Source organism: Rhodococcus sp. CX, assembly GCF_015865005.1.
Taxonomy (GTDB): Bacteria; Actinomycetota; Actinomycetes; order Mycobacteriales; family Mycobacteriaceae; genus Rhodococcus.
Genome location: NZ_JADZGH010000202.1, coordinates 42,504 through 43,940 on the forward strand (window position 1 = coordinate 42,504; position 1,437 = coordinate 43,940).

The 1,437-nt window shown below is 71.1% G+C and carries 2 protein-coding genes; both read left to right on the plus strand.

Features of this window, described 5'->3' with window-relative positions:
- Positions 1-1,049, plus strand: a 1,049-nt coding sequence (locus I0Q12_RS33520) for a PTS fructose transporter subunit IIC (RefSeq protein ID WP_231611190.1), incomplete at its 5' end; no start/stop codon positions are given.
- A 54-nt stretch (positions 1,050-1,103) separates the two neighbouring features.
- Complete coding sequence (locus tag I0Q12_RS21925; protein ID WP_197254677.1) at positions 1,104-1,361, plus strand: HPr family phosphocarrier protein; 258 nt, start codon at positions 1,104-1,106, stop codon at positions 1,359-1,361.
- Positions 1,362-1,437 lie beyond the last annotated feature (76 nt).

The following is a 1,437-nucleotide window of genomic DNA, read 5'->3' on the forward strand; positions in this document are numbered from 1 at the left end:
TCGCGGCGGGTGGTCTGCTCATCGCGCTGGGATTCCTGCTCGGCGGGTACGACATCTCCGATTCGGCCGCCGATATCGTAGTGAACAACACCCTGTGGGACCTGCCGGCCGGCGGAGTCGCCACCTATCTCGGCGCGGTGCTGTTCCAGCTCGGGTCGCTGGCGTTCTCGTTCCTGGTGCCCGCCCTCGCCGGGTACATCGCCTTCGCGATCGCCGACCGCCCCGGCCTGGCACCCGGATTCACCGCCGGCGCGGTCGCGGTCTTCGTCGGCGCCGGGTTCATCGGCGGTCTCGTCGGCGGCATCATCGCCGGTTTCGCGGCCCTGTGGGTGGGACGGATCCCGCTACCGGTGTGGGCGCGCGGGCTCAAGCCCGTCGTGATCATCCCGCTGCTCGCCACGCTCATCGTCGGGGCGCTGATGTTCCTGGTGCTGGGCCGGCCGCTGGCCGCGATCACGACCGGGCTCACCGACTGGCTCAACGGCCTGTCCGGCGGCTCCGCCGTGATCCTCGGTGTGATCCTCGGCCTGATGATGTGCTTCGATCTCGGCGGCCCGGTCAACAAGGCCGCGTACGCGTTCGCGGTCGCCGGTTTGGCCGTCGACAACCACGCGTCGCTGCAGATCATGGCCGCGGTCATGGCCGCCGGCATGGTGCCGCCGCTGGCGATGGCGCTGTCCTCGACGCTGCGGCCGAAGCTCTACAGCACCGCGGAACGCGAGAACGGCAAGGCCGCATGGCTGCTCGGTGCGTCGTTCATCTCCGAAGGCGCTATCCCGTTCGCCGCGGCCGATCCGTTCCGCGTGATCCCGTCGATGATGGTCGGCGGCGCCGTGACCGGCGCGATCGTGATGGCGACCGATGTCACGCTCACTGCTCCGCACGGCGGCGTGTTCGTCATCTTCGCGATGGACCGGGTCCTGTGGTTCTTCGCCGCCCTCGCCGCCGGAACGATCGTCGGCGCCCTGTGCGTCACGCTCGCCAAGGAACTGAAGCGCCCAGCTCACCTGACCACGCCTGCTCCGGCACCGCAGCCGGTCGCCGCCTGACCCAGCCAACCCCGACTCGGCCCAACCCCGACTCGACCGATCGAAGGAGATCCCATGTCCAGCACCACCGTCACCGTCGGCTCGTCCATCGGCCTGCACGCCCGTCCCGCCGGGATCATCGCGGAGGCCGTCGTCGCGGCCGGTGTTCCCGTCACCCTCGCGGTCGACGGCGGCGAACCCGTCGACGCGGGCTCCGCGCTGATGATCATGACGCTCGGCGCCACCCAGGGAACGGCCGTCACCGTCAGCTGCGACGACGACGCCGTACTGGCGAAGATCGCGGAACTCGTGGTCGCCGACCTCGACGCCTGACCGGATGTCAGCGGCGCGACGCCGGCCGGCCGCGAGCCGGTCGGCGTCGGCGGCGCCACCACCAGCCCGCCGCGGC